The organism is Edaphobacter sp. FHG110511_03 (assembly GCF_059115365.1).
The window spans coordinates 179,754-203,798 of the sequence record NZ_JBZYWL010000005.1 but is presented as its reverse complement, the minus strand read 5'-3'; the positions used below and the strand labels follow the sequence as shown (position 1 = coordinate 203,798).

Annotated in this window: 24 protein-coding genes; 8 read left to right on the top strand and 16 right to left on the bottom strand. The window is 57.2% G+C overall.

Going from position 1 to position 24,045, the window contains the following annotated elements:
- Positions 1–3: 3 nt before the first annotated feature.
- Both bshB1 and AC5S26_RS20625 read right to left on the bottom strand, forming a co-directional pair.
- Positions 4–714, bottom strand: a complete 711-nt coding sequence (bshB1, locus tag AC5S26_RS20630; RefSeq protein WP_494186824.1) for a bacillithiol biosynthesis deacetylase BshB1 — start codon at positions 712–714, stop codon at positions 4–6.
- 85 nt (positions 715–799) lie between these two features.
- Entirely contained in the window at positions 800–2,317 is a 1,518-nt protein-coding gene (locus AC5S26_RS20625; protein WP_494186823.1) for a hypothetical protein, read from the bottom strand.
- 155 nt (positions 2,318–2,472) lie between these two features.
- Between AC5S26_RS20625 and AC5S26_RS20620 the strand changes: the two genes are divergently transcribed.
- Together AC5S26_RS20620 and xseB are read left to right on the top strand one after the other, a co-directional pair.
- Positions 2,473–4,395: a bifunctional homocysteine S-methyltransferase/methylenetetrahydrofolate reductase gene (locus AC5S26_RS20620; RefSeq protein ID WP_494186822.1), complete on the top strand. Its 1,923-nt coding sequence runs from the start codon at positions 2,473–2,475 to the stop codon at positions 4,393–4,395.
- Positions 4,396–4,653 (top strand): exodeoxyribonuclease VII small subunit, encoded by a 258-nt coding sequence (gene xseB, locus AC5S26_RS20615; protein ID WP_494186821.1) that lies wholly within the window; start codon positions 4,396–4,398, stop codon positions 4,651–4,653.
- Positions 4,654–4,656: 3 nt separating this feature from the next.
- Here xseB and AC5S26_RS20610 read toward each other — a convergent pair whose 3' ends face one another.
- The 4 genes from AC5S26_RS20610 to AC5S26_RS20595 all read right to left on the bottom strand — a co-directional run bounded on the left by AC5S26_RS20610 (position 4,657) and on the right by AC5S26_RS20595 (position 8,336).
- Positions 4,657–5,676, bottom strand: a complete 1,020-nt coding sequence (locus tag AC5S26_RS20610; RefSeq protein WP_494186820.1) for a VWA domain-containing protein — start codon at positions 5,674–5,676, stop codon at positions 4,657–4,659.
- A 27-nt stretch (positions 5,677–5,703) separates the two neighbouring features.
- Entirely contained in the window at positions 5,704–6,705 is a 1,002-nt protein-coding gene (locus AC5S26_RS20605) for a polyprenyl synthetase family protein (protein WP_494186819.1), read from the bottom strand.
- Between the two features lie 183 nt (positions 6,706–6,888).
- Complete coding sequence (locus AC5S26_RS20600) at positions 6,889–7,389, bottom strand: YajQ family cyclic di-GMP-binding protein (RefSeq protein WP_494186818.1); 501 nt, start codon at positions 7,387–7,389, stop codon at positions 6,889–6,891.
- Positions 7,390–7,427: 38 nt separating this feature from the next.
- A complete protein-coding gene (locus tag AC5S26_RS20595) occupies positions 7,428–8,336 on the bottom strand; it encodes a TatD family hydrolase (RefSeq protein ID WP_494186817.1) in 909 nt (302 codons plus the stop codon).
- 397 nt (positions 8,337–8,733) lie between these two features.
- On the opposite strand from AC5S26_RS20595, the gene AC5S26_RS20590 reads away from it, so the two are divergent.
- The 4 genes from AC5S26_RS20590 to AC5S26_RS20575 all read left to right on the top strand — a co-directional run bounded on the left by AC5S26_RS20590 (position 8,734) and on the right by AC5S26_RS20575 (position 14,828).
- The gene (locus AC5S26_RS20590; RefSeq protein WP_494186816.1) at positions 8,734–9,345 is read left to right on the top strand and encodes a dihydrofolate reductase family protein; all 612 of its coding nucleotides are present in this window, start codon (positions 8,734–8,736) and stop codon (positions 9,343–9,345) included.
- A 276-nt stretch (positions 9,346–9,621) separates the two neighbouring features.
- Positions 9,622–11,883 carry a prolyl oligopeptidase family serine peptidase gene (locus tag AC5S26_RS20585; RefSeq protein ID WP_494186815.1) on the top strand — a complete coding sequence of 754 codons (2,262 nt, stop codon included), beginning with the start codon at positions 9,622–9,624 and terminating at the stop codon, positions 11,881–11,883.
- Between the two features lie 316 nt (positions 11,884–12,199).
- Positions 12,200–13,657 (top strand): DUF7125 family protein, encoded by a 1,458-nt coding sequence (locus AC5S26_RS20580; protein ID WP_494186814.1) that lies wholly within the window; start codon positions 12,200–12,202, stop codon positions 13,655–13,657.
- A 43-nt stretch (positions 13,658–13,700) separates the two neighbouring features.
- Positions 13,701–14,828, top strand: a complete 1,128-nt coding sequence (locus AC5S26_RS20575; RefSeq protein WP_494186813.1) for a sensor histidine kinase — start codon at positions 13,701–13,703, stop codon at positions 14,826–14,828.
- 78 nt (positions 14,829–14,906) lie between these two features.
- On the opposite strand, the gene AC5S26_RS20570 is transcribed toward AC5S26_RS20575, so the two are convergent.
- From AC5S26_RS20570 to AC5S26_RS20545, 6 genes are all read right to left on the bottom strand, one after another.
- Entirely contained in the window at positions 14,907–15,365 is a 459-nt protein-coding gene (locus AC5S26_RS20570; protein ID WP_494186812.1) for a VOC family protein, read from the bottom strand.
- Between the two features lie 57 nt (positions 15,366–15,422).
- Positions 15,423–16,418, bottom strand: a complete 996-nt coding sequence (locus tag AC5S26_RS20565; protein WP_494186811.1) for a 3-keto-disaccharide hydrolase — start codon at positions 16,416–16,418, stop codon at positions 15,423–15,425.
- 77 nt (positions 16,419–16,495) lie between these two features.
- A complete protein-coding gene (locus AC5S26_RS20560; protein WP_494186810.1) occupies positions 16,496–17,068 on the bottom strand; it encodes a hypothetical protein in 573 nt (190 codons plus the stop codon).
- 72 nt (positions 17,069–17,140) lie between these two features.
- On the bottom strand, positions 17,141–17,689 hold the full coding sequence (locus AC5S26_RS20555) for a TetR/AcrR family transcriptional regulator (RefSeq protein WP_494187169.1): 549 nt from the start codon (positions 17,687–17,689) through the stop codon (positions 17,141–17,143).
- A gap of 179 nt (positions 17,690–17,868) precedes the next feature.
- A complete protein-coding gene (locus tag AC5S26_RS20550) occupies positions 17,869–19,230 on the bottom strand; it encodes a M56 family metallopeptidase (RefSeq protein ID WP_494186809.1) in 1,362 nt (453 codons plus the stop codon).
- Positions 19,227–19,622 (bottom strand): BlaI/MecI/CopY family transcriptional regulator, encoded by a 396-nt coding sequence (locus tag AC5S26_RS20545; RefSeq protein ID WP_494186808.1) that lies wholly within the window; start codon positions 19,620–19,622, stop codon positions 19,227–19,229. The genes AC5S26_RS20550 and AC5S26_RS20545 overlap by 4 nt, the downstream gene beginning before the upstream one ends.
- A gap of 202 nt (positions 19,623–19,824) precedes the next feature.
- Here AC5S26_RS20545 and AC5S26_RS20540 point away from each other — a divergent pair, with 202 nt between their 5' ends.
- Positions 19,825–20,304 (top strand): cupin domain-containing protein, encoded by a 480-nt coding sequence (locus AC5S26_RS20540; RefSeq protein ID WP_494186807.1) that lies wholly within the window; start codon positions 19,825–19,827, stop codon positions 20,302–20,304.
- Positions 20,305–20,418: 114 nt separating this feature from the next.
- Here AC5S26_RS20540 and AC5S26_RS20535 read toward each other — a convergent pair whose 3' ends face one another.
- From AC5S26_RS20535 to AC5S26_RS20520, 4 genes are all read right to left on the bottom strand, one after another.
- Positions 20,419–21,003, bottom strand: a complete 585-nt coding sequence (locus AC5S26_RS20535; protein WP_494186806.1) for a PEP-CTERM sorting domain-containing protein — start codon at positions 21,001–21,003, stop codon at positions 20,419–20,421.
- Positions 21,004–21,228: 225 nt separating this feature from the next.
- Positions 21,229–21,828 carry a PEP-CTERM sorting domain-containing protein gene (locus AC5S26_RS20530; RefSeq protein WP_494186805.1) on the bottom strand — a complete coding sequence of 200 codons (600 nt, stop codon included), beginning with the start codon at positions 21,826–21,828 and terminating at the stop codon, positions 21,229–21,231.
- A 28-nt stretch (positions 21,829–21,856) separates the two neighbouring features.
- Positions 21,857–22,450 (bottom strand): PEP-CTERM sorting domain-containing protein, encoded by a 594-nt coding sequence (locus AC5S26_RS20525; RefSeq protein WP_494186804.1) that lies wholly within the window; start codon positions 22,448–22,450, stop codon positions 21,857–21,859.
- An 87-nt stretch (positions 22,451–22,537) separates the two neighbouring features.
- Positions 22,538–23,551 (bottom strand): zinc-dependent alcohol dehydrogenase family protein, encoded by a 1,014-nt coding sequence (locus tag AC5S26_RS20520; RefSeq protein WP_494186803.1) that lies wholly within the window; start codon positions 23,549–23,551, stop codon positions 22,538–22,540.
- 104 nt (positions 23,552–23,655) lie between these two features.
- Between AC5S26_RS20520 and AC5S26_RS20515 the strand changes: the two genes are divergently transcribed.
- Positions 23,656–23,958: an ArsR/SmtB family transcription factor gene (locus AC5S26_RS20515; protein WP_494186802.1), complete on the top strand. Its 303-nt coding sequence runs from the start codon at positions 23,656–23,658 to the stop codon at positions 23,956–23,958.
- The last annotated feature ends 87 nt before the right edge of the window (positions 23,959–24,045 follow it).

Sequence of the window (24,045 nt, the reverse complement as noted above, 5' to 3'; positions counted from 1 at the left end):
AAATTAGAGAGACTGGACTGGCAGCAACATGAGGTCTTCGACCAGGCCGACCTCTTTCTGCACAAATGGCTCCGCATAACGGACTCCCGCGAGCAGGCCGTAATGGCGCGCGGTTGAGAAAGTTCGCTCACGAATCTCGTCTTCAGGAACGAAGAGACCAGCGCCGGAAGACTGATTTGCGTATTGCGAGCGATAGGCAAGAAGCGATTGCAGTCGCTGTTCGACATGGGGCGTGATGTCGACCACAAAGGAGGGGCGTACGTCTGCGTAAAGCGAGGCGTAGAGAATTTTGTAAGGACGATGGGGTGTGCTTCCGGGAATCTCAAGCTTGCTGAGACCGCTGACGAAGCAAGCCTCATAACCAAGCGTGGCGGTTGTGTAGTGATCTGGGTGGCGTCCTTGCCAGTAGGGAAGAATAACGATGCGAGGGCGAAGCCGGCGCAGGACTCCAGCGATCTTGATGCGGTTCGGCTGCGTATTTTCGACGTTGCCATCCGGCAGATCGAGTGCCTCGCGATGCGACACCTGGAGAATTCGTGCAGCGGCTTCGGCCTCGAGGCGGCGCTCCTCGGCAGTGCCGCGGGTTCCGGATTCGCCCTGCGTCAGGTCGAGGATGCCGGTTTTCCAGCCGCGGGCATTCATGGCGAGCAGCGTTCCGCCGCAGGTCTGTTCTACGTCGTCACGGTGCGCGGCAATAGCAAGGATATCGAGCATAGATTTGTAGGCTGAGCCAGAAACGAGTTGTGGGAGATCGTAGAAGATCTCCCACAAGGGTAATTCAGTTGAGATTTACAAAAGACTAATTTGCCGCATTTGTCGCCGCGTCCATAAAGGCGACGTCAAGGGCGGTTCCCTGAATCGTGATCTGGGCGTTGTTGATCTCTGAGCCATCCGCTGTTTTGAAGGCATGAACCTGCCCACCGTACGCGGTGTACATCTTGTTCAAGCCCTGCACCCAGCACAGACCTGTGAGATCGCCATAGTAGAACTGGTTCTCGTTGGCGTTAGGGTAGGGGACGGGAACAGCAGCAGTTGTACTTCCAGAGGGAACCTGCGTGACGGCAGGCACGACGGTTGCTGTGAGAGCACTGCGGTCGAAACGGGTGAGGCAATTGTAGTTGGCGCTTTGGTCGGTGGGTTGGTTCGCTGCGAGCTGGCTTACAGCTCGGGCTGCGCGCTCACCTGTGGCGCAGCTCTGGGAGCCGATCCAGAGAGTGTTGTTGTCTCCGAAGAGCATCTTGCTGTGATAGCCGTCCGAAATGGAGTACTGTCCGGTAATTTTGTTGGAGCTAAGATCCATCGTCGAAAGATATCCCGTAAAGAGGCCGTCCGGTTGCAATTGTTGTCCGGCGATATAGAGCGTAGTCCCGTCGGCAACTACGGCAGTTGCGCCTCCAGGCACCGGAACGCTTCCGGTAACCGGGGAAGGATAGGGTGCGGAGGTGGGATAGTTATCGACTCTCAGCGGATCCTGGGGCATCATCGTGATGCTGGCAGTATTGCCGCCGCACTCGCGGCCACAGTTAATGACATAGGCCGTTGTGCCGTCGAGTGAGAAGTAAGCTCCTACCGGGCGATCCAGACTCGGGTTACCCGCGCTGTCCGGTACCGGAACCACGCACCACACCGGAACATTGAAGGGCTGGCAATCGATTGAGCCCGGTACCGCGGGCTGGTTCTGGTTCAACCGCAGCAGGCGGTAAAGTGTGTTCGAGTTGCGCACCATGGCCAGGACAACAGAGTCACCCTGATTGACTGCGACACGATAGACGTTCGGAAGATTGAGGGCGTAGGTCCCCCCGTTCGTATTATCGATAACGATGAGCTGACCTGTCGTAGAGGAGGCGGCATAGAAATGTCTGAACCCCGGGGGAACGGCAGTGGAGTCGGAGTTGATCGCCACCTTGCTGGTCGCGGTGCCTACGGCTTCTTTGCTGTAGTCAATCTGGGTGAGGCTTCCATCTGAGCTGGAGTAGACATAACCAGACACCTGCTCAGGAAAGTTGAAGATCGTCCTCGGATATCCAGACGAATAGCCTGAGATGGGAAAGGTCGAGTTGGGATTAAAGATGTTGTTCCGAATATCCCGCTGAGCGTCAAGCATCTGCAACGCACCCTGGCTTCCGTTGACGGTCAGGCTCACCATAACGCGGGTACTGAGCCTGCTGGGCGGAACCGGCCGGTTGGCGAAGTTGAACTGGGGAAAGTCGTAGTAACGCCTGTCGCAAGACGTCAGGCCGAGGGTGACAAAAGCGATAAAGAGGCCGCAGAACAACTGGGCGCAGAACGAATGGGAAAAGGGACTTCTATTCTTCAACGGTGACTGACTCCGAACTGCGCTCCAAGCGTGGATTGACGGCCACGACTCTACGCCAAAGTATAACAAAGCGAAGCCGGTCAGGCAGGGGTATGCGAGATTTGGAGTGCTGCTAGTGCGTAGCCTAAGATAGACGCAGCAGGCCGGAGACCAGAATGAAACAGGGGATAGAGGGCGTAAGCCGCGGCTCGGCAGCGGTGAGACGATTGTTTGACGGAACACCGGTGCTTTGTGATGGAGCCATGGGCACGATGCTCTATGCGCGTGGCGTATTCATCAACCGGTCGTATGACGAGCTGAACCTGTCACAACCCGAGTTGGTGCGGGAAATTCACACAGAATATCTTCAGGCCGGCGCCGAGGTCATCGAAACCAATACCTTCGGAGCCAATATTTTTCGCCTGGAACACTTCGGGCTTCACGACAAGATTCGCGAGATCAATCTCGCCGGCGTGCGGTTGGCTCGTGAAGCCGTCAAGCAAATCCTGGATAAACAGGCGACAGAAGCGTTTGTCGCTGGAGCGATCGGTCCTCTCGGCGTGAGACTGGAACCTTTGGGCAAAGTCGGCCTCGATGAGGCAAGAGAGGCATTTTCCGAGCAGATCGCGGCCTTGACTGAAGGTGGGCCGGGCGTAGGCGTGGACCTTTTGTCGATCGAGACGATGACGTCGCTGGCCGAGACGGAACAGGCTGTCGCTGCTGCGCGTGCGGTTGCTCCTGACGTTCCGGTGATCGTGATGGTCACGGTCGATGAAGAAGGCAACTGTCTCGACGGAACTTCGGCGGAGATCGCTGTGCGCAGGCTCGAAGCAACGGGAGCTGATGCAATCGGCTGCAACTGCAGCGCTGGACCGGCGACGGTACTGAGCGTGATCGAGCGGATGCGCCCGCTTACGAATCTTCCGCTGGCAGCGATGCCGAACGCCGGAATTCCCCGCGCGGTCGAGGGACGGACGATTTACCTTACTTCGCCGGAGTATATGGCGAGCTTTACCCGCAAGCTGGTAAAGGCTGGAGCGTCGCTGGTGGGAGGCTGTTGTGGAACGACCCCGAGCTACACTCGCGCGATGCGGAGTGCGTTGCGGGCGATGGATGCGATGGATACGGGCGCACAGGTGATGGAGAACCGAATCGAGTCTCCATCCGCCCCGAAAGTAGCTCCTCCGCCGCTGGCCCAGCGTTCGAAGATTGGATCGATGATTGCCGCGGGCGAATTTGTCTCGATGGTGGAGATCGTTCCACCGAAGGGAATTGACTGCTCGAAGGAGATCAACGGTGCAGCGCAGCTGCATCAACTTGGCGTCGATGCGATCAACGTGCCGGATTCTCCTCGAGCGAGCGCACGAATGAGCGCGCAGAGTCTCTGTGTCCAGATTCAGCAGCACGTCGGAATCGAGACGATCCTTCACTACACCTGCCGCGATCGCAATGTATTGAGCATCCAGAGCGATCTGCTGGGAGCCTCTTCCATCGGCCTCAAAAATATTCTGTGTCTCACAGGCGATCCGCCCAAGCTGGGGAACTACCCGGATGCGACGGCGGTCTTCGACGTTGACGCGATCGGTCTCGTAAACATCGTGCGCAATCTGAACTGCGGGCTGGATATCGGTAAAAACTCCATCGGAGAATCGACGGGCTTTACGATCTCGGTGGCGGCGAATCCGGGAGTTCCGGATATCGATCAGGAAGTGCGTCGCTTTGCCTACAAGGTGGAGGCTGGTGCGGAGTTTGCGATTACGCAGCCCGTCTTTGACCTGCGCGTGCTGGAAGAATTTCTGCGGCGCATCGAAGGTTTTCGGATTCCGGTGATTGCGGGGATTTGGCCTTTGACGAGCCTGCGGAATGCTGAGTTCATGAAGAACGATCTGCGCCTCGCTGTGCCCGATGGGGTGATGACGCGGATGGCTCAGGCAAGCTCTCCAGAAGCTGCACGCGCAGAGGGGGTTCTCATTGCCCAGGAGATGCTGGCCGAGGCAAGACCGATGGTGCAGGGTGTGCAGGTCAGTGCACCGTTCGGGAAAGACAAGTATGTGGCGGCGGCGCAGGTGCTGGGGCTCAGAGAAGGCGTGGGTGTGTAGATGGCGGACTTCGAGCGCAAGCTGACAGACCTGGAGGCAGTCGTCGAGCGATTGGAGGAAGGCGATCTGTCGCTCGAAGAGTCTGTGCGCCTGTTTGAAGAAGGTATGAAGCTTTCGGAGAGCTGCAAGCAGGAGCTGGAGGCCGCGGAAGGCAGAATCCAGGTATTGATGGAGCAGGGTGGCGGCAAATTGAAGGCGCGCGATCTTGCGGTAGAGACGGAGACCGAGGGATCTGAAGAGCTGGAAGAAGACGAATAGTTCCTACTGCTTTGGCGGAGCGCTGCCAGGATCGCTTAGCCAATAGTTGGTTCTGGCTGACACGACCAGTTCAGGATGACTCGGAAGTCGCACCTGAATCGGATGCAGCCCAGGCTCTGCCGACGTCGGAGTAAAGCTGAGCGTGTAGCGGTTGCGTATGTGGCTGTTCAGCGTTGCTAATCCATCGTCGAGCTGATGTTGATTTTCAAAGGCGGCTGCCTCGCCTCCCGAAAGCGAAGCCATCTCGGCGGCAACATTCTTTCGCATCGCTGCGAGGACAATCCCCAGTGGCTGGCTCAGGTTGAAGTAAGCAACATAGTCTCCGTTGCCGAGGTGGATCGGCGGATTGGAGTGGACCTCGTTGAGGGAGTCCTTTAACTGGGTCATCTGCGGGGAAAAGGTGAGGGTGTAGATTGCAGTATTGGTCTCGCCCGAGATGCGTAGAATCTCCTTCGCCGTTGTCTTGCTTCCTACATCTGTCGGTTGAGAGATCAGCAGAATCGCGCGGCGGTTTGCCGGCGGTTGTTTGGCAAGCAGATCCAATGAAAATTTCAGGCCGTCCATGATGGCGGCTCCGCTGTCGCCCGAATCGGGATGGTTGATGGCGTCAGTCCACTGCGCGATGTCGGACGTGAAGGGGGAAGCAGTTTCAGGCCGGCTGTCGAAGTTGACGATGGAGACCTGGTTGGGTGCTTCTCCGAGAATCGGGGCCAGCATGGTCTCGAGGTTGCGATACTTCTCGAACTCGTGGACTGCTGCGCCTCCGGTCTGCATCAGCACAACCAGCGAGAGCGGTTGATGGGCTTCGTCGTCGATCCTGATCTTTTGGGGAACACCTTTGTCGGTGAGCAGGAAGTCTTCGGCGTGAAGCGAGTACACGACTTCGTTGGCGGGCGTCTGGACCAGCGTCGGGACGACGACCAGTCGCGTCGTACTCTGAATTGTGTCAGGTGGGCTGTTCTGCGCGCAGAGAATTCCTGTGGTCGCAAAAAACAGGGCGGTCATGAGAAGCCCGCGCGTCATGCGCCTATTCTACCCAGATCTTCAGGTTTAGCGGTCGCGGCTGGTGACGAATCCGGGAACCCAGAGCAGGGCTCGCTTCGCGTCCGAGGGCGGGAGGTCGGCGATGGACTGCCGGGCGGCCTCGGCGTAGGCGCAGGCCGTGTCCATCGCGTACTCGATAGAGCCGTGCCGGTGGAGGATCTCGAGGATCTGCGGATGGGACACGTGGGCGAAACTGCGGTCGGCGAGGACGGTGCGGATGGCTTCTCTGTCGGCTCCGGTTCCGCGCTCCAGGGCATGGATGACGGCGAGCGTTGCCTTGCCCTCGCGAAGATCGCTGGCGACGGGTTTGCCGAGGACGTCTTCGGCGGCGGTCAGGTCGAGCACGTCGTCGACGATCTGGAAGGCCAGGCCGAGATTGCGGCCATACTCGCCGAGCTGCGACTCAATCACAGCAGCGTCGCCAAAGTTGTGGGGCGTGATGGCCGCGCCGAGCTGCATGGAGACTTTGAAGAGGCAGGCGGTCTTGCGGTAGATGAGGTCGAAGTACTCTTCCTCGTTGATGAGGTGGCCGAGCTTCTCGATCTGGAGCAGTTCGCCTTCGACCATCTGCTGGGTGAGCGAGATGAGCAGATCGAGGACGTGGAAGCTGCGTTCCTCGAGCGCGGCGGAAAAGGCCTGCATGTAGAGCCAGTCCCCGGCGAGAACGCACTTGGAGTTGCCCCAGGTGGTGTTCGAGGAGGGACGGCCGCGGCGGGTATCGGCCTCGTCGATGATGTCGTCGTGGACCAGGGTCGCGGTGTGAAGCATCTCGACGACGGCGCCGAGGCGGATGCGGCTGTGACCGGTCGAGCCGAGCGATTTGGCAGCGAGCAGCAGGAGCAGCGGACGGATGCGTTTGCCTCCGCCTGCGATGAGGTACTGGGCGATGTCGGTGATGACGGCGACGTTCGAGGCGGATTGCCGGGAAAACTCCTGCTCGATGGCGGCGAGGTCTTCGCGTAGAAGATCGAAGACTTCGGCGGCGGTCGCGATGGAGAGGGTACTCACTCTGGAATCAGAGTAACAGGATGTTTATCGAACGGTCTGACCGGCTCGAAAATCGCACGGAAGATTTTCGAGCCGGACGGGCGGTGACGAGTATGGGGTTCCTCGCTTTTCGGATGAGACCGCAGGTCCTTCGACTACGCTCCCGTTGGTCGCTCCGCTCAGGATGACACCATAGGGCGCCTTCTAGTTGGAGCGGTAGTTGGTGAACTGGAGCTCGACGCCGTAGTCGCCGGTGCGGAGCTTATTCATGATCTGCTGGAGGATATCGCGGTCTTTGGAGACGACGCGGACGGTATCTCCCTGGATGCTGGCCTGGGCCTTGAGCTTGGAGTCCTTGATCGCGGCGACGATCTTCTTGGCATTCTCGGAGGCAATGCCCTGTTTGAGCTTGATCTTCTGCCGGACCGAAGAGTTCGCAGCAGGCTCAAGCTTCTCGTACTCGAGGTTTTTGAGCGAGATGCCGCGCTTGACGAGCTTCTGGGAGAGGATCTCCTTGACGGCCTCGAGCTTGTACTCATCCTGCGAGGCGAGCTGGATGGTCTCGGTGCCCTCGAGCTCGATTTTGGATTTGGAGTCTTTCAGGTCGAAGCGCGCGCCTACCTCTTTCGAGGCCTGATCGATCGCGTTCTTGACTTCCTGAATCTCTACTTTGCTGACTACGTCGAAGCTGTTATCCGATGCCATATGTTTTTCCTTCTCTAGTTTGGTCGGGTTCTATTATGTCAGGACTGCCGGGGTTCGCAAGTTGAAGGGAAGAGGCGATGGAAGTTTTCCGTGGTGATCTTCGCCAGTTCTTCCGTTGAGATGCCGCGCAACTCGGCGAGGGCTGCCGCGGTATGGGCGACATAGGCAGGCTCGTTGCGCTGGCCGCGAAGGGGAATGGGAGCGAGAAAGGGCGCGTCGGTTTCGACCAGGATGCGGTCGGCGGGGGCGAAGGCGGCGGCCTCGCGGATTCCCTGGGCCTTCGGGTAGGTGAGATTTCCGGCGAAGGAGAGGTAGAAGCCGAGGTCGAGCGAGCGGCGGGCGTCTTCTACGTTGCCGGAGAAGCAGTGCATGATTCCGGGCAGCCCGGAGGGCTGGAAGTGCTCGGTGATGAGCGTGAGGGTGTCGGCCCAGGCGTCCGCGGAGCCATATTTTTCTTTGGCTTTCGGGGTGGCCAGCTCGGAGGTGCGGCAGTGGATGATGATGGGCTTGCGGACCTCGGCGGCGATCTTCATCTGAGCGTGGAAGGCCTGTTGCTGGATGGGGATATCGGGGTTTTCGAGGTGGTAGTAGTCGAGGCCGATCTCCCCGACGGCGACGCAGTGGGAGTGGGAGGCGAGGCGGCCGAGCTCGGCGAGGGCCGCCGCGGTGGCGTTGTGGGCCTGTTCGGGGTGGATTCCGGCGCTGGCGTAGATCTGCGGCTGATGGTCGCCGGTGACGCTGGTGGCCAGATCAAGCGCGAGGTGCATCTGGGATGGGTCCTCACCGATACCGATGGCGAGAATGGTCTTTACGCCTGCCTCCCAGGCGCGGCCGAGGACCTCGTCGCGGTCGGTGGGGTGCGTGGTGTAGAAGTCGAGATGTGCGTGGGAGTCGATGAGCATAAACGCTTCGGCGTGGGGCCCCATCCCCGTAGTAATTTTGTGCAAAATCTTCGAAAGAAGCAACTTAGGTCCGGACTTCAGTGGTGCGTCGGGCGAAAAGTCCCATATTTCGTGTCCTGTTCCGGCAAAATATTCTAACAAAAGGAGTTGTTTCGCTGCGGAGGTTCAACAGCCAAGCGTTTCCTCTATCTCTAGTGTATCGGAAGCGATGGGGTGAATCGGCAGTGGAGATGTGGTTTGTTTTGATAAAGATAGATGGTTTCAGGGGTTGACATGAGTTGTCCGGGGTACTTTCTTAGAACTCAAAATTGTGACGCTGAGTTATAAGAACGACAAGCCTCTTCGAAACCCCTTTCAAATCGATGGGATGAAGCCGGCCTCGTAGTGCTCACCTTCGGGGACCGCTCTTCCTCGACGTGCCCAGACGGCGCACGAGTGTATATTGGCGGACGACGGAATGGTCAAAACGATTCCTCCTGCTCACGTTATGCGACCCCTTCGGTATTCCATCAACGTCACATTGGACGGGTGCTGCGATCATCGTGCAATTCCTGCGGACGAAGAGTTGCATCGTCACGCAGTCGAGAACCTCGACCAGGCCGATGCGCTACTTTTTGGCCGCGTGACCTACGAGATGATGGAGGAAGCGTTTCGGCCGCCGGCGGGGACGGGAGCGAGGCCTGAATGGATGGAACCCTTCGCCCGAACGATCGACGCGGCAAAGAAGTACGTCGTATCGAGCACCCTGGACCGGGTCGACTGGAACGCGGAGCTCGTGCGCGGAGATTTGGGAAAGGCCGTTGAGGAGCTCAAGCGGGAACTGGGTAAGGGGCTGTTTGTGGGAGGCGTAAAGCTTCCACTGGCGTTGGCGGAGCTGGGATTGATCGATGAGTATGAGTTCGTAGTGCATCCCAGGGTGGCAGGCCACGGGCCGACGTTGTTCGCGGGGCTATCGAAGCATGTCGAACTGAAGCTGGTGAGCCGGATGGAGCTCAGCTCGGGGGCAGTGGCGATGCGGTATGAGCCGAGAAGGCCGAGCGTCAACCGCACCTGAATTCAGGCTTGCTCTGTCCGACCTCGATAAGATACCTTTCAGGATCGCGGATGCAGCAGCATGTCTTGCCGTACTTCTCCAACGGCCCCGTGTTGAACCCGGCTCCTCGACTTTCCACAATTCATAGCATGCCTGAAGATCCGCAACGAAGATGCCTGCGGCATTTTTCTGCTGCGCCGATCTTATCGATACGGATCGGGGGATCATGTCGGTGCCTTTTCCGGGCTCAGGGTTTTTTGCAATTAAGCGCGTTGTTTTTGTCCATGGAGGCAAACCATGCTGAAAGTATTCTTGCAATCTGCCTTTGCCTGTCTTCCTCTGTTTCTCGGCGTTTCCGCTTATTCACAGTCAGAAAAGCCCCCGGTGGCGCCTGTGAGACCAGTGGTCAATGAATACTTTGGCCAGAAGGTTACGGATCCCTACCAGTACATGGAAGATTTGAAGAGTCGCGAGGTACAACAATGGCTCCAGGAACAGGCAGATTATGCAAGGGCTGTGTTGGATTCCATTCCTGGCCGAAAGAAGATGTTGGCGGACGTCACAAAATATGGAACGGCTCCAGTGGCCAAGGTAACGAAGCTTGCGACGGTCAATGGCTTTTTGTTCTACCAGAAGATTTTGCCGACCGACAATCTTCCAAAGCTCTACGTACGGCGAGGCATCAGTGGCGCCGAGCGCATGCTTCTTGACCCGGGAAAGTTAGGGACCGACAAAGCGCACGTGGGGATCAGTTATGTGACGCCTTCATGGGATGGAAAATATATTGCTGTCGCTCTCTCGCAGGGAGGCTCAGAGATGGCGACAATCCATGTTTACGAAGTGGCAACGATGCGAGAGACAGGCCCGGGTATCGATCGTATCGCTGGCGACCCTCCAAGCGTTGCGTGGCTGCCTGGCCAGGATGCTTTCTATTACACCCGTTTGCAGAAGCTGGCTGCCGATGCGCCGGCAACGGAGCTCTATCAGAAAGCGCATGTCTATCTGCATTGGATTGGTAAAGACCCTGCGCAGGATAGCGATGTGTTTGGCCAGGGTGTGAACGCACAGATCCAGATCGATCCGTTGTTGACGCCAGTGCTGATCACGGCTCCGACGAGCCACTATACAGTGGCGCAGGTTGTTACTACGAACGGCGGTGCGGCTCAAGTTTATGTTGCGCCAATCCAAAACAATGGAGTTCCGGGAGCATGGCAGCGCGTAGCGGACCTTGTGGATGATGTCTGGGATGCGTTGCCTGCGGGAGATGTCGTCTATCTCGTCTCAGCCAAGAATGCTCCCCGGTTTCAGGTGCTGGAAGTAAACGCCACTCATCCCGTGCTCAGTGAGGCAAGGGTACTTCTTCCCCCGGGTAAGGACGTAGTTACGGGGGCTGACCTCCCTGGTCTGAATGCCCTCCTGCCAGCTAAAGACTCTCTCTATGTGAAGGTCTTCGATGGTGCTTCGGCAGCACTTGTTCGTATTCCCTATGGAACTAGCTCTAAAGCGGTACGGATTTCAGCACCATGGCCAGCCGCGATCATCGATGCGACAAGTGATATACGCGAGCCAGGAGCCTATGTATCTATGGGCGGATGGACTCATGGATCAAACTACTACCGGGTCATGGCAGGTTCGTCTGCCTTTACCAGGACCGACCTTGTCCCACCTGGTCCCTACACCGATGTTGCCGGGCTGGTTGCGAAAGATGTTGAAGTCCGCGCAGCAGACGGAACCATGATCCCGCTCTCACTCATCTATAAGCAGGGCATGGTTCAAGACGGTAAGAATCCTACGTTCCTCTCGGGTTATGGGGCATATGGCATCTCGTACCCGCCTTATTTCAGTCCGATGCTGTTGCCGTGGTTCGATCATGGAGGGATCTACGCGGTTGCCCATGTGCGTGGCGGTGGCGAATTGGGAGAGGAATGGCACAAGGCAGGAATGATGTTGACCAAGCCCAACACATGGAATGATGCGATAGCCTGCGCTGAGTACCTGATCGCACAGAGATACACTTCTTCCGAAAAGCTGGCCCTTGGAGGCGGAAGCGCGGGAGGCATTTTGGCGGGCATGGCTCTTACTGAGCGACCTGATTTGTTTGCTGCCGTGTTAGACATGGTTGCTATGTCGGACACGCTCCGCGGCGAACTGACTGCAAATGGCCCGAATAACATTTCGGAATATGGATCGGTCAAGACGAGTGACGGTTTTCGTGGTCTCTATGCGATGAGTCCGTATGTCCATGTGAAAGACGGTGTGCACTATCCAGCGGTTCTGCTAACGACTGGTATTAACGATCCGCGCGTCGACCCATGGCAACCTGCAAAGATGGCGGCAAGGCTGCAGGCAGCAAACGGAGGCGCCAAGCCTATCCTCTTTCGTGTCGATTATGATGCCGGACATGGAATGGATAGTACGAGAAAGCAGGTATTCGAGGAGTGGACCGACTACTGGACCTTTCTTCTATGGCAGATGGGTGAGGCCGATTTTCAACCAACTGCAGCGAAAACGACCTCGCCTCTGAGCCCTTCGTCGGAATTCAAAAACAGATCGAATTGATCTCAAGACGAGTAAAGAGAGATGCGCTTCTCGTCAGCTGTTCGTTGCTTTCGAGAAGGCGACTCCCAGATACCGTTGCGCCGCTGTCTAAGAGGCACTTTGTCCATGGAACGAACTAGATGATGAAGGTGGGCAACCGGCCCCAAAAGAGCCTCATCCTATAGTAGCCTCGGGATTTACCGGGAAACCTGTTGGGGTATTCCATCTAGCTCATTTTTCGGACGAACAATTCATGGGTGAAAATAATTCTTTTTCCAAAGTCACAACCTCGCCGGACTCTTTCAGGGCGCCGTTCAAATCAGAAGAGGGCGGTACGGTGATCGAAGAACGTCTACGCACTGGGGTCGGAGGGTTGGACGATATCCTTAGCGGGGGTCTTCCAAAGGGTCATCTTTATTTAATTGAAGGCGATCCCGGGACGGGTAAGACGACGCTCGCCTTGCAGTTTCTTCTTGAAGGCATTGCGAACGGGCAGCGGGGAATGTATGTGACGCTCTCGGAATCGAAACAAGAGCTTCAACAGGTCGCGGCGTCTCACGGTTGGTCGACAGACTCTTTCACCATTTACGAGATGGTTCCACCCGACGAAGATCTGGGTGCTGAGGCACAATACACCGTCTTTCACCCGTCAGAGGTTGAATTAGCAGACACCATCACAGCGATTGTCAAAGAGGTCGCAGCGGTAAATCCGGAGCGGGTTGTGTTCGACTCGCTTTCTGAGTTCCGTATGCTTGCGCGCGATCCTCTACGGTATCGTCGACAGATCCTGGCCTTGAAACGGCATTTTGCCGGGCTCAACTGCACGGTCTTGTTACTTGACGATCGCACGGCCGAAGGCGGGACGAATGATCTGCAACTCCAGAGCATTGCCCATGGTGTGATTAAGCTCCAGAGTCTGGAGCGTGATTTTGGGATCAAACGCAGGCGGATGGAGGTTCATAAACTTCGTGGCTCGCGTTTTCGCGAGGGGTTCCATGACTACTCGATCGAAACTGGCGGTGTCGCGGTTTACCCCCGCCTGATCGCTTCGGAGCATGTTCCCGGATTTCGCAGGGCGCCTGTGCAGAGCGGTATCGTTGAGCTTGACTCTCTATTCCGCGGCGGCGTCGATACGGGCACAAGCACGCTTCTTATGGGACCGGCGGGATGCGGCAAATCCACGATCGCTCTGCGATATGCCGTTTCCGCAGCTGACCGCGGAGAGAAGGCAATTATCTTTACCTTCGACGAGTCCCTCGCGACTCTCACGGAGAGAGCCAAAGGCCTGGGAATGGACGTCAGCAAGCACAGGGACAGCGGGATGCTTGAGATTGAGCAGATTGACCCCGCCGAATTGTCGCCCGGAGAGTTCGTCTCGCGGATTCGGCGGCTTGTCGACGAGCAGAATCTCAAGGTTCTGGTCATTGATAGCTTGAATGGGTTTCTGAACGCGATGCCGCACGAGCAGTTTCTTTCCATGCAGCTCCATGAGCTGCTGTCGTACCTGGGCCAGCAGGGGATCGCGACCTTCCTTACGATGGCACAGCACGGATTTTTCGGAGTGACGGAGTCACCCATCGACGTAAGCTATCTTGCAGACACTGTCCTGCTTATCCGTTATTTCGAGCGATCCGGTGAGGTACGTCGAGCACTCTCGGTCGTCAAGAAACGCAGCGGACCTCACGAGCGGACGATCCGGGAGCTTATCTTTGACGATGGTGAAATTCGAGTGGGACAGGCATTGAAGGAATTCGACGGCGTTCTTACTGGAAATCCTCGCTACACAGATGATTGAAAAGGAGAGATTTCTGGGCCCGGCATCGGAACAGCCAAACGAAATGCGAACGATCGTTTTTGCTCCTACAGGCAGGGATGCTGAACTTATGTCCAGCTTTATCTCCCGCCTGGAGAAGCCATGCCAGATCGTACGCTCCATTTCGCAGTTGTGTTTTGCGATTGCTGAGGGCGCGGGCGCGGCAATCGTTGCGGAAGAAGCCTTGCGTGGCGATGCAATCCAACAACTTGAACCGGTGCTGGCAGATCAGCCGCCGTGGTCAGACTTCCCGCTCATTCTCCTGATTGCTGGTGGCCGCGTAACCGCCGAAAGCGAGCGCCTCCGCGCACTCCGCAAACCTCTAGGAAACATCCTCCTGGTAGAGAGGCCCGCGAGACCCGAGACACTATCCAGCACTCTTGAAACGGCGTTGCGGGGCCGGTCTCGTCAGTATCAAATTCGGGACCAAATCCTTCAGGCGGCCCGAGCGCAGGAAGCACTCTTACGAACGGAAAAGCTTGCGGTCACAGGAAGGCTTGCGGCGAGCATCGCACATGAGATCAATAACCCGCTTGAGAGCGTCATCAATCTTCTTTATCTCATGCGATCTGAGAGTTCGATCGATGAGATTAGACTCTATGTTTCACAAGCAGAGCAGGAACTTGCCCGAGTTGCCGAGATCACGAAACACACACTCCGGTTTTATAAAGAGCCTACCGATCCGGTGAGTTTTAACGTATTCGCCGTCGTGGAATCTGTTCTCAATCTGTTTCAATCCCGGCTCGCAGCCGCCAGCGTCCACGTCAATGTCGAGGCACCACGATCTCCGGTGTTGATCCATGCCAACCCGGGAGAGTTGCGGCAGATCCTGGTCAATCTGGTTAGTAATTCCCTGGACGCGATGCGTCTAGGGGGCAAGCTTCACATCCGGGTGTCGGCTGACAGCATCGAGGCAACAAAAGGCAATCGTGTGCGCTTGACAGTCGCGGACACAGGCGCGGGGATTCCGGTTGATCTGCGGACTAGAATCTTTGAGCCTTTTGTGACCTCAAAAGGCGAGACGGGTACGGGGCTTGGTCTGTGGGTGACCGGCGAGCTCGCCAAGAAGAATGGATGGACGATCAGGGTTCGCAGCGGGTCAGGTAAATTCGGCTGTGGAACGGTCTTCTCTATTGTGATGGCGGCTGCGTGAAGCGCATGAGGGACCATCCTGAGGTCCAAGTTCCAAAGTTCAGCAAAGGTTCTGACTGGAAATGGCTAGAGAAGGCTCTCAGCTCTCTCGCGCGGCGGCTTCCAACGCGGCCAGGTCCAGCTTGATCATGCCCATCATGGCTTCCATGGCTTTGGGATGATTGACCAGCTCGCCGATATTGCGTGGCACGATCTGCCAGCAAAGGCCGAAGCGGTCGGTGAGCCAGCTGCAGGCCATAGGTTTGCCACCGCCTTCCATCAACTTGTCCCAGTAGCTGTCGATCTCCTGTTGGGAGTCGCAGCGGACGAAGAATGAGATGGCGGGATTGAGCTGATGCGAGGGACCGCCGTTGAGAAAGACCATCTCCTGGCCTTCCAGCTCGATCGTGATGGTGGCAATCTTGCCTACCGGCCACGGGCCGACGCCCTTGGAGCGGACCTCCTCGAGCTTGCGCGCGTGAGGGAAGACGCTCAGGTAAAATTCGGCGGCTTCTTCAGCGTTGTCATTGAACCAGAGGAATGGCGCAAGTTTATTCATGGCTGGCATGGTAGCAGACAGGAGGTGACCTCCTGTCTGCCGGTTCAGAAAAGAACCTTACTTTTTCGGAACGGAAATGGTGATGTTGCGGTAAGCGATGACGCCGTGGTGATCTCCCTGCAGATAGAAGGGGCCTGGCTCGGCCTCATTGCTATCAAGAGCACCTCCGGTGGGGCCAGGAATCTCAACATTGTCGTGGTACATCTTGCCATCGCGCAGAACCGTTACGTGTCTGCCGACCAAGGTGACGTCGTAGGTCGTCCATTTTCCGAGGCCAAGTTCTGAACCAGCTGGCGGCGGATACCAGCTATAGATCGCGCCCATCTCATGCGACGGGAGCTTACCGCCTTCGGTTCCCACCTGCAACTCATAACGGCCGCGTAGGTAGATGCCGCTGTTTCCACCTTCCGGGCAGTTCACTTCAATATGCAGTTTGAAGTCCTGGAACTTTTCTGTGGTCATGATGTTGGCAGCCCCGCGGGTTTTTTGACCGGGGACTTCGGGATTGTCATTCACCAACTCGCCATTGCGCGCCACCCATTTGTTGTTGTCGACGTTTCCGATCGGCTCCCAGCCTTTAAGGTCTTTGCCGTCGAAAATAGGCCTGGGCTTGGTCCAATTCTTCGGCATTGGCCGATCGAGTGAAGGCGCCTTCACGCCAGCGAGCGTGGGGCCGCTGGCGTCGCCGTGCTTCTCGATGCCGGTAAGCTTGCCTGCGCTGGGAGACGTGAGCTCCCAGATGACCGGCGTGCCGGGGTTTGCTGCCCCGACAGGCACGATCAGTTTGCCCGACTCGATGTGGGCACCTGTAATCGGATGCCATGCGCCACCCCTCGGCTGAATGCGACCTTCAATGTTGCCGCCGTTATCCGTAAGCTCTATCCATTGCGGATACGGTTTGCCGGTGGCGGGGGTAACCGTCATGTCCCAACGGCCGAGAAACTCTTTGATGTCTTGCGCGGAGACTGTCGAGGCTAGCGCGGTCGCCAGGATAGGTGCAAACCAAATTTTCATCTTCACGCGTTTGAGTGTAACGTTTTTGGGCCCAGGCATGTCTTCAACTCTCGTTGAAACCCTTCAACGAAATGCTTTCCCGGAAAAAACTCTACCTTGCATGCCTGGGCTGAGTTTCAAGCAGTGTGAGCAACGGAAGAGATCTGAGCGAGTTTTCGACTGAGCAGGATGCCGCCGATCAAGAAGTAAATCGCGCCGAATATGGCGTAGCCGCCGAGATCTTTCGCGTGGAATTTCCCGCTGAGACCGCCAAGGACAAAGGCTATTCCCGCAGCCGATGATTGTGCACCGCTAAGAATCATCGGCCATTGCCCTCCCAACTCGCTGCGTCGGATGAGGCCGGCAGCAAGTTGAAGCAGGCCGGCTCCGAGGGCCCAGGAACCGAATGCTGCGACGGCATACGCCGGCCGGTTGAAGGCTGTGAGCGCGATGCCGAGTGCTGCGGCGATTCCCAAGGCTGCGTTCAGGATTTGCGATGTTTTTGCACTGCCCGAATGTCTTGTTGCTTTGAGGTCGTAGAGCGTGCAAGCTACGTCCCAAAGCGGGTACACGATGAGCAGGATTGCGGCGAGCTCTGGCTGCGTGAGCGCAGTGGAGAGGACGCCTGCCGCCCAAATCAGCTGGAAGAAGGTTCGAACGAAGTAGAGATTGCGCAGCGAACGGGTGGATGGTGTTACGAGAGTTTGCATGGAGTGCCTCACGATCTACTAGTAGGTAGGTTATGTATCGATACAAGGGCCCATTCATGAGGGCCCCTGGTTTCAGTGCCTTGCTGCGGTAATCCGCTTCAAGGCGGCATGGGTGACGATGTGGAAGACCTCGGGGGTTTCGGTTGCGCGTGCAGAGAGCATTGCGCCGTGCACGACGGCCATTAAGACCTGAGCTTCCATTGCTGCTGATCCTTGAAGTTTGATCACGCGCTTCTTCACGCCTGTCTTCAAGGTCTTTTCAAGCCATCCGCTCAACGCGGTGAAATATTGCCGGACCTCCGCTTGTACTTCTTCCGGCAACGTGGGGAGCTCTGCGCCCAGCATGGCCGCAACACAGAATGGAACCGTACGGTCACGGATACACCCTTCCCAATACTGGATGTAGGCCCGAAGGCGCGCGAAAGGGTCTTCGATCTGTCGATCGAGTGATTCTGTCGCTTCCAAAAGCGCTTGCCGGTGAGCTTTGAGGACAGCCGCTGCGAGGCCTGCCTTGGTGGGAAAATGGTGATGGATACTTGCTTTTCGAATCTCGACAGCTTCCGAGATGTCGGCATAGCTGAACGCAGAATAGCCCCGCTCCACCATCAGTGCCTTTGCCACCTTCAAGATTCGTTCTGCTGTATCTCCTTGCATGACCTATGAGACTACCAACTAGTAGGTTCGGTTACAAAAATATTATTTTCGACCCTGCCTTCTCCGCAGCCTCTCGAAAGAATGGCCGCTTCCGAATTCCTCGAAAGCGGCCATCCTCATAGCAACCTCTCCACTGTGCCCGGAACTTACTGAACCTTCTCGGCCGGTATCGGTTTCATGTTCGCCGGGGCACCGACGGGAACTATTTCAGCGTGTGTATCGTCCTTCAACGTCACCAGAAACTCTCCCCATCCCCCGACGGTGAGGTGCAGCGTACTCCCTTCCATCACAGTCTTTGTGATCGGTGCTGGTGCACTGTCATCGGTGGGATCGGCCTTGCTTAGATATCCCTGGTCGTCCAGGGCAATTTGTGACCCCGTAATAGATCCGCTGAAGCCGTTATCGCCCGGGGTCAGAATCATCGTGCCGAAGCTTCGGCCCTTGAACATCCAGTGCCAGGTTCCGGCGAATGCCTGCGTGCCGTTGGAGTGGTTGGAGTCTGCATGCATGCTCGTTGCATGCGCGAGCATTGCGCCCGTGCCGAATGTGAGACTGGCTGCCAATATCAATGCAGCCAGACCCACGCGTGATAGCGGATTTCCTTTCTCAGTCAATTTCATGATTCGATCCTCCAGGTTGTCACCATCGAAGATGCTTAGCCCCATTGCGTTTCCGTCACAAGGACGCAAACACAATGACGCCAGTCGTAAGAGTGTTCGCGCATACAGATGCCGCTTTCCAAGTCGGACAGCAGCGTATTCATCGCAGGCAAGCTCACGCGTCTGCGAGATCTTCGATCTCAGGTAGCGAATGCCCGGATGCCAGAACACAGGCAGGGTAAAAACTTCACACAGGACGTGAACCAGAAAATCTTTCCGCTGGATATGGGCGTATTCGTGTGCAATGACAGCCGAGAGGTCCTGTTCGCCAAGGCCCGGTATCAGATTGCTCGGCAACACGATTGCGGGACGAAAGGCGCCTATAGTGACGGGAACGTCGATCGTTGTGGATTCAAGAAGGGGCACCTGATGCGAAGCCGAGTTTAGCCACGCGGGTATCGCAGCTTGAGCAGCGGGCGAAAGAGGCGAAGCCTCTTTGCGCAATCGATGAACGCGATAGCTGCCGCGGCCAAGGTGGATCAACTGATAAAGAACAAGCAATCCCCATATCGCAACCATCGCGATTTGCACGCCGGGGCCGAACTCGAGCGAGTTCTGCGTACTGGATCTCCCCTCCCAGTCCCAGAAGCTATGGTTTGGCGATCCTGTCTGCCGCAGGGTTTCTTGCGGAGAATTCTTTGTGATCACGGATGGGGGCGTGCGCCAGAACGTATTCGTCACCGGTGCAGCCAGGCACAGGATCAGGACGCCGAGATAGAAGGAATGTTGAACCTTCGCTTTTGCTTTCTTAACGAATGGAGAGAGGGCTGCCGCGACAATAGCAAACAGTCCGGCCTGCAGGATTGCATTGAACAACAAACTGAATAGGACTTCCCGGATCGCGCTCATTCCGGGTCCTCCTCTCCGTTCCCATTTGCCTCGAGTTTTGCCTGCAACTCCGCGAGCTTCTGCGCATCGAGATGCTTGCTCCGCACCAAAGTGAGGAGTAAGTCATCCACCGAGCCGCGAAACACCTTCTGCAGGACATCTTTAATGGCGTGCGAGTCCGCGGCTTCCTGGGAAACAACGGCGCTATATTCAAATGCTCGCCCAATGAGTTTTCTTTTTACTTTGCCTTTGCGCTGCAGAACATTGAGGGTCGTCTGCACGGTCGTGTAGGCAAGTTGAGGTTCCCCGGTCAGACCTTGCACAACCTTCTGGACATTCCCAGGCCCCTCGTCCCAGAGCACACGCATGATACGTCGCTCGAGTGGAGTCAAGACTTTTATCGCTTTGGCCATCGTTATCTCCTATACGCATAGGAGACTATGCCCGGTGCGTTGAATCTGTCAACTATATTTATAGGAGATAATTTGATCGATTGAAGGCTGACCCGTATTTGTTGGGACTAGTCTGCTGAGGTCGCGCCAATCCCGATGAACGCTCTTCCTGGAAAAAGCTCTCCCTTTCGCACCGCGTCTGAGTTCGGTTAGGATGGCGGGCATGAATAATTTCAATCGTCGTGAACTTTGTATAGCTCTTTCGGCGCTGGCAACGGTAGGAGGCCTTTCGCTGGATGGGGAGGCACAGGCGCGGTCGAATGATGTGTTGTCGAAGTCCCATACGTTTCCCTTCGACTCGTTGCCGGTGAAGCATAGCGCGAATGGTGGAGCGAGCCGGGCGGTGGTGCAGGGGGTGCTGGCGACTGGTGAGGCCGTAGAGGTGCATGAGACGACGCTGCCTCCGGGACAGATGCCGCATCCGGCGCACAAGCATCGGCATTCGGAGTTCATGTTTATCCGTGAGGGCGACCTGGAGTTCGACAACGACGGCACGAAGGAGAAGGTGGGGCCAGGCGGGGTGATCTTTGCGGCCTCGGAGGTGATGCACGGGTTGAAGAATGTGGGTACGACTCCGGCGAATTATTTTGTGATTGCGATTGGGCGGGAGTCGGGGGTTACTCCTGTGGGAGCGGCGAAGTAGCTGTAGATGTTTTTGCTCGGACGGGATCTGGTGGTTGAGACGCAGATCCCTCCGCTGCGGCCAGGCGGCCTCCGGTCGGGGCGACGATGGTGTATGTGAGAAAAGGACAGACTTCTAGGAAGTCAGCTTTATGCGGCCGTGCCTGATTGCGGCGAATCCGAGGAGACCGAAGACGCCTGTAGCGAGGAGGGCCACACTGGAGGGTTCTGGAGTGGCGGCAGTTGCCGTCTGCGGAGTGATGGTCAAGGTGTAGGGAAGTTCGGGACCTGGCAGCGTACCAGGAAGCATTCCCTCTCCTATCAGAGAATAGGTGCCGGGGATGAAGGTTGCCTCAATATTAAACGGATTGAATGGATCGTCTGAAGGTACGTAAACGGAGTTGAGGATCTGGGGACCCTGGAACATTATCGTTTGATATCCGAAGATCGCTTCGGGGACGAAGAGTTGGAGGATACCAACTGGAGCGGGGATGGAGGCGTAGCCCTGCTGTAGGAGATAGCCTGGGACGCCGTCGATGGTGCCGATGGCGGACGCGTATAAGAACTCGAAGTTGGGAAAGACGTTGGTGGCTGGAAGCGAGTAGGAGATGGTATGGCCCCCACCAGTGATAACGAGGTCATCGATTGTGTCGGCGTGGGCGGCGAGAGGAAGAACCAGCACTGAGGCAAGGGCAGCGAGGCCGAAGAGGGATCGATACATGAGGGATTTCTCCTGTTGAGTACGCTTGAAAAGCGTGGAGCTTTGCAGGATATGCGTCAATCAACTGGTTCCTGCAAAGGCGACTGGAAGTTGAGATGCAATCTTCGGCGAAGTTGGGAATGCGCGGCGGAGACGCAGAGCGAGGCCCAGTCTGCGCTCCTCCACTGCGGCCTGACGGCCTCCGGTCGGGATGACGATGATGGTGTAGGAGAAAAGGACGGACTTCTAGGAAGTCAGCCTAATGCGGCCGTGCCTGATTGCGGCGAATCCGAGGAGACCAAAGACGCCAGTAGCGAGCAGGGCCAGACTGGAGGGCTCTGGAGCTGCGGCAGTTGCCGTCTCCGGAGTGATGGTCATTGTGTAGGGGAGGAGAGGTCCTTCAGGGTCATCATTAGGAAACTGAGGCACTCCCACTCCCAAGAGCGAATAGGTACCGGGGGTGAAGGTTGTCTCGAGATTAAACGGATAGAACGGATCGAATGGATCTTTAGGTACGAGGACGGTGCTGAGGAGCTGGGGACCCCGTAACTGAAGCGTTGGATATCCGAAGATCTCTTCGGGCACGGAGAGCAGAAGTGTAATAAATGGGTTGGTGTTGGAGTTGTAAGTTGCCCCCAGGGAATAGCCTGGGACGCCGTCGATGGTGGCCAAGGCGCCTGTGGATAGGTACTCGACCTTCATAAAGGTGTTGGTGGCGGGATACGAATAGGAGATGGTATGGCCTCCGCCGGTGAGGACGAAGTCGTCGATGGTGTCGGCGTGGGCGGCGAGAGGGAGAGTCAACATGGAGGCGAAGACAGCGAGGCCGAAGAGGGACCGATGCATGAGGGGAGTTCTCCTGTCGAATACGCTTCTAGTAAGTCAGTTCTACGCGGCCACGTCTGATTGCCGCGAATCCGGCGAGACCGAGGATACCTGTGCCCAGCAGGGCCAGGGGGGAGGGTTCTGGAGTTACGGCAGTTGCCGTCTGTGGTGCGATGGTCAGGGTGTAGGGAACGTCAGGACCTGAATCCGGGGGGGAGGAGTATCCATTCCCTATCAAAGAATAGGTGCCGGGGATAAAGGTGGAAGCGAGATTAAAGGGATTGAATGGATCGTCTGAAGGTACCGTAATGGTGCTGGTGAGCTGGGGGCCCTGGAAGAGAATCGTCGAATATCCGAAGATCGCCTGGGGGACGAAGAGCTGCATCGTGCCAATTGGAGAGATGATGGCGTCGTAGCCTCCCAATAAGGAATAGCCTGAGACGCCGTCGATAGAGCCGGTGCCGGTAGCGTAAAAGAACTCGATGCTGGGGCCATCGGGAAAGATGGTTGTGGCGGGAAGCGAGTAGGAGATGGTATGGCCTCCACCGGTGAGGAGGAAGTCATCGATTGTGTCAGCGTGGGCGGCGAGAGGAAGGGTCAGGATTGAGGCAAGGGCAGCGAAACCGAAGAGGGGCCGATGCATGAGGGGAGTTTCTCCTGTCGAGTGCGCTCGGAGAGCGTAGAGCCTTGCAGGATAGGTGTCAATCCCCCGCAAGGCTCATAGAAGGCGCTAGAGGTCGCGGACGCGGATGACGATTTTACCAAAGGCTCCTTCTTCGAGGCGGTCGAAAGCCTTGCGGGCGTCGGCGAAGGAGTAGACCGAGTCGAGGACGGGGTGGAGTTTGATCTCATCGAATTTACGCAGCATGTCTTCCAGGGCGCGGCGAGGGCCTACAGAGATGCCGCGAAGGATACCGTGCTTCTGGATGAGACCGAAGAGCGGGATGGTGGCGTCGACGCCGTCGATGATGCCGATGATGGAGATCTGGCCCTGGGGCTTGATGGCCTTGATGGAGCGGGTGACGTTGGGACCGCCTACGACCTCGAGGATTTGATCGACACCCTGCTTGTTGGTGAGGGCGAGGGCCTCATTTTCCCAATCGGGTGATTTGTTGTAGTTGATGGTGTGGGTGGCCCCGAGGGCTTTGGCGCGCTCGAGCTTTTCGTCGCTGGATGAGGTGACGATGGTGGTGGCTCCGAGGGCAGAGGCGATCTGGAGGCCGAAGAGAGAGACTCCACCGGTGCCCTGAAGGAGGACGGTGTGCGCTGGAGTGAGGCCACCTTTTTCGACGAGGGAGTACCAGGCTGTAAGAGCGGCACAGGGCAGGGCGGCGGCTTCGTCGTTGGTGAGATAGACGGGGGCGAGGGCGAGGGCTTGTTCGGTGAGGACGAGATACTCGGCGAGAGCGCCGGGCATGACGTTGCCGAGGGAGTAGAGGGTTTCCTTGCCGGTGGGCTGGCCGTCGATCCAGCGGGTGCAGTAGCTGGTGACGACGCGGTCACCGATTTTGAAGCGCGTCGTGTCAGCGCCGAGGGCGACGATCTCGCCGACGGCATCGGCGACCTGGGTCATGGGGAACTCGAGGTGAGGGTTGTAGTTGCCGTCGTAGAGGAGCTTGTCGCGGTAGTTGAGCGAGACCGACGAGATGCGGATGAGTGCCTCGCCGGGGCCGGGTGTGGGCTGAGGGATGTCGTTGAGAACGAGGTTTTCGCGGCCGAAGGCCTGAAGCTGCCATGCTTTCATTTTAAGATTCCTCTCCAGGAAAAACAGTTCGAATAAATACGAACTGTCGTACAATCGAACTATGGATGAGACCGTGGGCCTTTGTCAAATCATGGGAGAGTAGGATGCCGATTTTTCTACCGAAGGAGCCATCGAGAAAAGAGCTGCTGATGACGGCAGTTCTGTATGCGCTGAGTGATGAGATTCGGCTGGGGATTGTGCGTCAGCTTGCGGCAAAGGGGGAGCAGCCGTGCGGCGTATTTGAGGTGGATCGGCCGAAGTCGTCGCTGTCGCATCACTTCAGGGTGTTGCGCGAGTCGGGACTGGTGGCGACGCGGAAGGATGGGAAGCTGCTGATGAATACGCTGCGGCGGGGGGATCTGGATGCGCAGTTTCCGGGGTTATTGAAGGCTGTGCTGAAGGGGTAGGGGCGGATGCACTCGGCAGTGGCAGAGAAGCGGATCTCTCCACTCCGCGGCTTTGCCGCTCCGGTCGAGATGACAAACTCGTGGAAT

Coding starts and splice junctions, on each gene's coding strand:
- bshB1 (WP_494186824.1), bottom strand. CDS start 714: ATGCTCGATATCCTTGCTATTGCCGCGCACCGTGACGACGTAGAACAG.
- AC5S26_RS20620 (WP_494186822.1), top strand. CDS start 2,473: ATGAAACAGGGGATAGAGGGCGTAAGCCGCGGCTCGGCAGCGGTGAGA.
- xseB (WP_494186821.1), top strand. CDS start 4,396: ATGGCGGACTTCGAGCGCAAGCTGACAGACCTGGAGGCAGTCGTCGAG.
- AC5S26_RS20610 (WP_494186820.1), bottom strand. CDS start 5,676: ATGACGCGCGGGCTTCTCATGACCGCCCTGTTTTTTGCGACCACAGGA.
- AC5S26_RS20600 (WP_494186818.1), bottom strand. CDS start 7,389: ATGGCATCGGATAACAGCTTCGACGTAGTCAGCAAAGTAGAGATTCAG.
- AC5S26_RS20585 (WP_494186815.1), top strand. CDS start 9,622: ATGCTGAAAGTATTCTTGCAATCTGCCTTTGCCTGTCTTCCTCTGTTT.
- AC5S26_RS20575 (WP_494186813.1), top strand. CDS start 13,701: ATGCGAACGATCGTTTTTGCTCCTACAGGCAGGGATGCTGAACTTATG.
- AC5S26_RS20570 (WP_494186812.1), bottom strand. CDS start 15,365: ATGAATAAACTTGCGCCATTCCTCTGGTTCAATGACAACGCTGAAGAA.
- AC5S26_RS20565 (WP_494186811.1), bottom strand. CDS start 16,418: ATGCCTGGGCCCAAAAACGTTACACTCAAACGCGTGAAGATGAAAATT.
- AC5S26_RS20560 (WP_494186810.1), bottom strand. CDS start 17,068: ATGCAAACTCTCGTAACACCATCCACCCGTTCGCTGCGCAATCTCTAC.
- AC5S26_RS20550 (WP_494186809.1), bottom strand. CDS start 19,230: ATGAGCGCGATCCGGGAAGTCCTATTCAGTTTGTTGTTCAATGCAATC.
- AC5S26_RS20545 (WP_494186808.1), bottom strand. CDS start 19,622: ATGGCCAAAGCGATAAAAGTCTTGACTCCACTCGAGCGACGTATCATG.
- AC5S26_RS20540 (WP_494186807.1), top strand. CDS start 19,825: ATGAATAATTTCAATCGTCGTGAACTTTGTATAGCTCTTTCGGCGCTG.
- AC5S26_RS20535 (WP_494186806.1), bottom strand. CDS start 21,003: ATGTATCGATCCCTCTTCGGCCTCGCTGCCCTTGCCTCAGTGCTGGTT.
- AC5S26_RS20530 (WP_494186805.1), bottom strand. CDS start 21,828: ATGCATCGGTCCCTCTTCGGCCTCGCTGTCTTCGCCTCCATGTTGACT.
- AC5S26_RS20525 (WP_494186804.1), bottom strand. CDS start 22,450: ATGCATCGGCCCCTCTTCGGTTTCGCTGCCCTTGCCTCAATCCTGACC.
- AC5S26_RS20520 (WP_494186803.1), bottom strand. CDS start 23,551: ATGAAAGCATGGCAGCTTCAGGCCTTCGGCCGCGAAAACCTCGTTCTC.
- AC5S26_RS20515 (WP_494186802.1), top strand. CDS start 23,656: ATGCCGATTTTTCTACCGAAGGAGCCATCGAGAAAAGAGCTGCTGATG.